The organism is Gammaproteobacteria bacterium (assembly GCA_013151035.1).
GTDB lineage: Bacteria > Pseudomonadota > Gammaproteobacteria > JAADJB01 > JAADJB01 > JAADJB01.
In genome coordinates, this window is the sequence record JAADJB010000051.1 from 24,209 (window position 1) to 30,909 (window position 6,701).

General features: G+C 42.2%; 6 protein-coding genes. 4 read left to right on the forward strand and 2 right to left on the reverse strand.

Annotated features, from left to right (window positions below):
- Positions 1–10: 10 nt before the first annotated feature.
- Together htpG and GXP22_11030 are read right to left on the reverse strand one after the other, a co-directional pair.
- Positions 11–1,939 (reverse strand): molecular chaperone HtpG, encoded by a 1,929-nt coding sequence (gene htpG / locus GXP22_11025; protein ID NOX09994.1) that lies wholly within the window; start codon positions 1,937–1,939, stop codon positions 11–13.
- 98 nt (positions 1,940–2,037) lie between these two features.
- Positions 2,038–3,174: an ATP-binding protein gene (locus tag GXP22_11030; GenBank protein ID NOX09995.1), complete on the reverse strand. Its 1,137-nt coding sequence runs from the start codon at positions 3,172–3,174 to the stop codon at positions 2,038–2,040.
- 54 nt (positions 3,175–3,228) lie between these two features.
- On the opposite strand from GXP22_11030, the gene GXP22_11035 reads away from it, so the two are divergent.
- From GXP22_11035 to GXP22_11050, 4 genes are all read left to right on the forward strand, one after another.
- Entirely contained in the window at positions 3,229–3,654 is a 426-nt protein-coding gene (locus GXP22_11035) for a tyrosine-type recombinase/integrase (protein NOX09996.1), read from the forward strand.
- The gene (locus tag GXP22_11040; protein NOX09997.1) at positions 3,647–4,042 is read left to right on the forward strand and encodes a transposase; all 396 of its coding nucleotides are present in this window, start codon (positions 3,647–3,649) and stop codon (positions 4,040–4,042) included. Before GXP22_11035 ends, GXP22_11040 begins: the two co-directional genes overlap by 8 nt.
- Before the next feature lie 25 nt (positions 4,043–4,067).
- Positions 4,068–4,496, forward strand: coding sequence for a hypothetical protein (locus GXP22_11045; protein ID NOX09998.1), 429 nt, complete (start codon positions 4,068–4,070; stop codon positions 4,494–4,496).
- A 344-nt stretch (positions 4,497–4,840) separates the two neighbouring features.
- Positions 4,841–6,701 (forward strand): NACHT domain-containing protein (locus GXP22_11050; protein NOX09999.1); only part of this gene is annotated, 1,861 nt, incomplete at its 3' end.

Sequence of the window (6,701 nt, forward strand, 5' to 3'; positions counted from 1 at the left end):
CATACCTTATCTACTTCGTAAGCATTAACAGTAACTCATTTAAACGGTTAACAAAACTGGCTGGATCTTCAAGTTGACCACCTTCTGCCAACATCGCCTGATCAAACAACACATGCGTCCAGTCAGAAAAACGTTCATCATCGGTTTCATCACGCAGACGCTGAATCAATACATGATCGGTGTTAATCTCAAGCACTGGCTGAGAGTTAGGCACTTCATGCCCGGCTTGCTTGAGTATCCGTTGCATGTGCATCGCCATATCCTGCTGCGCCAGCACCAGACAGGAAGGTGAGTTAGTCAGACGGTGACTAATACGCACCTCACTCACCTTGTCACCCAGCGTCTCCTTCATCTGTTCCAGCATGGATTTGAACTCAGTGGCAACCTCTTCCTCTTTTTCCTTATCGGCTTCTTTATCGGTATCGCCCAGATCCAGATCACCCTTGGCAACCGAGACCAGTTCCTTGCCATCAAACTCATGCAGGTGTGAGATCATCCACTCATCCACCCGCTCGGTCATCAACAATACCTCAATACCCTTCTTACGGAACACCTCCAGATGCGGGCTGTTACTCGCTGCCGCCAGACTATCCGCAGTAATATAATAGATCTTGTCCTGCCCTTCAGCCATACGGGAGATATAATCTTCTAGCGAGACACTGACTCCATCCTGATCTTCAGCCGTTGAGGCAAAACGTAACAGTTTAGCAATACGTTCCTTATTGCTATGATCCTCGCCCACACCCTCTTTCATCACCGCACCAAACTCACCCCAGAACGTGGCATATTGCTCGGCATCATTCTTTGACATTTTCTCCAGCAGATCCAGCACCTTGCGCACAGAGGCAGAACGCATGGAATCAATCGCCTTGCTGTGTTGCAGGATCTCACGCGATACATTCAACGGCAGGTCATCGGTATCGAGCACACCGCGAACAAAACGCAAGTAGTGCGGCATCAACTGACTGGCATCATCCATAATAAAGACACGTCGTACATAAAGTTTGATGCCTTGATGACTATCCCGATCCCAAAGATCAAACGGGGCACGCTTAGGGATATACAACAATGAGGTATAGGACAGATTACCCTCAATACGATTATGCGACCAAGTTAGCGGGGCCTCAAAATCATGCGAGACATGCTTGTAGAATTCTTCATATTCCTCATCCTTGATATCCTGCTTGCTACGCGCCCACAAAGCAGAGGCCTGGTTGACCACCTCCATTGGTGCCTCATCTTCCGTTTCAGTTTCAGCGTTGTCATCATCCTCCGTTGCAGCAGGCATCTTCTCGGTTTTAAGCCAGATCGGTAGCGAGATATGATCCGAATATTTGTGAATAATATTACGCAGACGCAGCGATTCAGCAAACTCCATTTCATCTTCACGCAGATACAATGTGACCTCAGTACCACGGTCGGGTTTGTCTACCGTTTCCATGGTATAACTACCCTGGCCATCGGATTCCCATGACACCCCATGTTCTGCACCAAGACCTGCACGACGAGTGACCAGCGTCACCTTATCTGCAACGATAAAAGAGGAATAAAAACCCACACCAAACTGCCCGATGAGCTGAGAATCCTGGGTCTGATCGCCGGTCAGGGAATCAAAAAACTGACGTGTACCGGATTTGGCAATAGTACCAATATGCTCTACCACCTCATTACGCGTCATACCAACGCCATTATCCGAGATCGTGACCGTACCCTTATCTTTGTCATAATCGACCGTCACCTTAAGATCACCATCACCTTCAAACAGCGCATCATCAGTCAAAGCCTCAAAACTCAGCTTGTCACAGGCATCCGATGCATTAGATATCAATTCACGCAGAAAAATCTCCTTGTTGGAATACAAAGAGTGGATCATCAAGCCCATTAACTGCTGAACTTCCGTTTGAAACTCAAGCGTTTCCTTATGTGCATCTGTCGTCATAACTTTTTTACCTTGTTAAAATAATCAAATAATAGTTCATAAACTTAAATGTGGGCACAATCCATAAAATTCAAGCACCGAATCAATATTTTTTTGGATTATGCCTCTCGGATCAGGTCTTTTAAAGGCATAGCCTCGACCTGATCTGACAGAGAAAAGCGTCTGTTCCCTGGGTACACTACAATAACCTTATCCAGACTTAAATCAGACAATGCCGTACGAATCGAGGCTGTTATCCGGGGCGCATCTGTACGCTTGCACTCTACACCAATCATCTGCCCCTGTTTACGCAATACCAGGTCAATCTCAGCACCCTGATGGGTGGCCCAGAACCAGGCATCATCAGGCTGCATAACAGACAGAACTTCTTCAATCACATAGCCTTCCCACGATGCGCCAATTTTAGGATGAGTCAATAAATCACGTTCATTGGTGATACCCAGTAACTGATGTAACAAACCAGAATCATGAATATAGATTTTGGGTGACTTAACCTGACGTTTACGAATATTGACATACCAGGGCTGTAACTGCCGGACCATAAATGCATCACTTAACAAATCCAGATAACGGCGTGTAGTGGACTCACTTACCCCCATCGCACGGGCAAACTCCGCAGCATTCCAGGTCTGACCATGATAATGTGCCAGCATAGTCCAAAACCGCCACAGAGCCGTCGCCGCAGTACGTATACCCCACTGAGGAAAATCCCGTTCTAACAGCGTTTGAATAAACCCCTTGCGCCAGACCAGGCTATCCGCCTCGTTCAACGCCAGATAAGACAAGGGAAAACCACCCCGTAGCCAATGTTGCTGCTGCGCACTTTCCCCTAATTCTTGCAAACTAAACCCACGTAAATTCAATGTTTCCATACGCCCAGCCAGGGTTTCAGACGACTGCCTGAGCAAATCCCCGGAAGCACTGCCTAATATAAGGAATTGCCCGACAAAGGACTTGCGATCCACCAATACCCGCAGCACTGGAAACAATTCTGGTCGGCGCTGAATCTCATCAATCACAATCAATCCCTGAAGTGATTCCAGTGCAGTCATTGGCTCATCCAGACGTGCCAGACTGACAGGATCTTCCAGATCAAAGTAATTGACCGAATCTTCCGGCACGAAATCACGCGCCAGCGTAGTTTTACCACACTGACGCGGCCCCACCAGGGTGAGTATACGACTGCGTTTTAGCGCAGTTTCAATCCGGTCATGCCATTGGGAACGATAGATCATTCAAGTATATTACCATGAAAATCCGTCATCATAGTTATATTTTTTCATGGCCGCTTGCGTGTTTCCGAGGTGGTCAGTCTTAAAGTGAAGCATATTCATGGTGAGCAATATTATTGTCAGGTACCGATCTCAGTGACTTTGCTGGAATGTCTCCGTGATTACTGGAAGCTTTATCATCCTTCACCCTATTTATTTCCTGGTCGTGAACCGGATAGGCCGCTGGGTATCACCAGTGCACAAAAGCATTTCACGCGCGCGAAGAACTGTGCAGGTATCCACAAGGTTGGTGGTATACATAGCTTACGTCATGCCTTTGCCACCCACCAATTGGCTGCGGGGATGTCGATTAACCCGTTAAAATGTTTGCTAGGTCATCAAAGTCTTATGGTTACGGCACGTTATCTCCACTGGCAACCTGAACCGATATCAGGCCCTTGTGACTTATTAGCGCAAGTCCAGGGGGACAAATCTGATGAATGATCATTTTATTTTTTCCAGGATTGTGCATCAGTTTTTGGCCGAGGTTCGACAACAGCAATCACTATCCCCACAGTGCCAACAAAAGGCCAGTGCGCATTGGGTGGAGCAACGGTTAGCGGATGTGTTACCGGTGCCTTATTTTCATCTGGTATTTACCTTACCCCATGAGTTTAATGGCTGGGCACAACTGCATCCTGAGATTATTTATCATCACTTGTTTCAATGTGCATGGCAGACCTTGAATGATTATAGTCAGAACAATAAGCAATTACAGGGGAAACTGGGCATGACGGCCGTTTTGCACACCTGGGGTCAAAATCTCAACCAGCATATTCATTTACATTGCTTGATTCCTGGTGGTGCTGTTGGCGATAATAATCCATACTAAACCTCATTTAAGAAAACCGAAAACAGTGATTGAGTATCTGGCCCGTTATACTCATCGAACCGCCATTAGTTTGTCACGTATTGTCGCGGTGAATGCTTCTGGCGTGAGTTTTAAATGGAAGGATTATCGTGATGACCAGAAAAAGATAATGACCTTGAAGGGTGTTGAGTTTCTCCGTCGATTTTTATTGCATATTTTACCCAAAGGCCTCATGCGTATTCGTCATTATGGTTATTTAGCCAATCGTGTTCGAATTGAGAAGTTGAAGAAGATACGAGGCTGGATTGCTAAAGAGAGACCGATACAATCCAAACAGGAAAAAGGAATGATATCCGCCACTCCATCGATGGAATCTCCAATGAAATGCCCAGACTGTAAAATGGGTCATTTATGTCTGGTTGGTGTGATTCCGTCTGAAAAAGAACGGCGACGATACAGGCCATGTGCCCTATAGTCTGATGATCGTCTTGTGGTAAAGGAATGTCGGTTGCAATTGCACCGGCAACAGGATTATTATGGAGTCATTATAAGAAACGGCTTCAGATCAACCCGTGCAGGCGTGTAGATGATTCAAAAAGAGACACTTCAGCACAGTGGATACAAGAACAAACAACAGGGAATTGAGTGAATGATTATTTTTGTCTTATCAACTTTAAAACAATTTCCTTATATATAGAGTGTGCCAGTCACGGCTTAGTCCAACAGACATTTATACGCCATGCTGCGCACAGCGTATAAATGCTAAGATGTTGGCAACAAGAAATCAACCGAGTGTGAACCAATTAGGAAGGTAGTTTTATGAATATGACATTATCCAGCTTAATTCAGCGTGATGAGTGTGAATACCTCGAATTTAAAAGTGAATGGTACTGGCATAAAGGAGCGGTTCCTACTGTAAGGCAGTGGGGCGAATTCCTAAAGGACTTCGTTGCTTTGATTAACTGCAATGATAAATATATAGATCAAACAAAGTATTTGTTAATTGGTGTAAATGAAAGTAATACAATATTAGATGATCGCCTGATTGACACCGATCTATCAGATGACAACTTCCCAACATTAAAGGAGCTAAAGACACGAATTATCGCTAAAATTAGTTTATATTTCAAATCAAATGAAGATAACATTAACACATACGAAAACTTTGATCTGAAGTACGAAACAATTGAGGGAAAGAAAATACTAGTATTTGCAATACATCCTGCATCAGATATTCTAGTGCTTGATAAAGATATCCAAGACAAGAATAGAACAGAAAAAAGGAATAATGTTTTTGTAAGAACGATCAAAGCTACTGGCGATCCAGAAGTGGAAAATGCAAGTCCTGAAGATATTGTACAACTACAAAGAATAATCGGTTCGTATAATGTAAAAAGAAGTAAAGAAATTAATATAGAGAAAAGCGTAGAGAAAACAATCAAGCTCTTTGTAGACAACAATAATATATATACAATATCAGGTGTTCATAAAGAAAAAATCTGGAAGGATAATGTATTATTTGAGGTTTACATACTATCTTCTGATTTTACAAATATTAACTTCATATATCTATTTGATAAAAGCAACCAAACAAAAACATATGAATACCTAATTCACAATAATATCATCACAGATGGCTCTTCGAGCATTGTCTTAATAGACAACGGGTTAAAGAAAGATGTCAAAGGTATAAAGAGTAAGTTTAAAGCGCAGAATGTCTATTCGCTAGATAGCTTTGCACTTGAGTATCTGTATAAAAGTCATCTAAATGAAGATACATACCATGATGGAAACTTCAAAAGACAGCGGCAAATAAAAAACTTTATTGATCCATTCTCAGATAATTCACATGAAAAGGATGCACTTACCATTTTGACAGAATGGTTTAATATGACATCCATGCCGTTAATGGTAGTTAAGGGATATGGTGGTGTTGGAAAAACCACGTTAGTGAAATATTTTCTTGATATTCTATATGCCAGCTACAAAGATCAAAAAATTGAATCAAAGATTCTATTTATTGACTCAAGGAAAATCATTGATGAGATATCTAGAGAAGGAAATATTGATAACGTATTTTTATTTTATCAAGCATATGCAAGGAGCAAGAACTTAGCACATAAATTTGATAAAGAGCTACTAGAGTTGTCCATTGATAACGGGAACATCTTACTTGTTCTTGATGGAATAGATGAGGTAATAGCAAAGCTAGGAACCAAATTTAAAGTAGAGACATTTATAAGCAGTATCTACGAGAATTACCTTTTAGGGAATGAAAGGGCAAAAATAATAATCACATGCCGCGATTACTTCTGGGATGCCAGCAATATTGGCACGCACGAAATCACTTCACTTGAAATATTTCCTTTCAACGAAAAATTAGCAAAACAATTCTTTATGAAGGAATTTAATGATCACTCAAAAGAATTGAATCAGTGCTTAACATACTCGGAAGAATTTAAGTTAACAAAAGCAGAAGACTCACCTGGATCAAAGAATGTATATATTCCTTATATTCTAGATGTGATTATGGACATGGTGCGTCAGAAAAAAGGGTTAGGTGAGGTTTCAAAAAATGATGTATCCAGCGGCATATTGAATACGGATATAGTAAATGACTATTTTATTGGGCGTATATGTAATAGAGAAGTTGAAAAGCTAAAAAATCTTGATATTGATT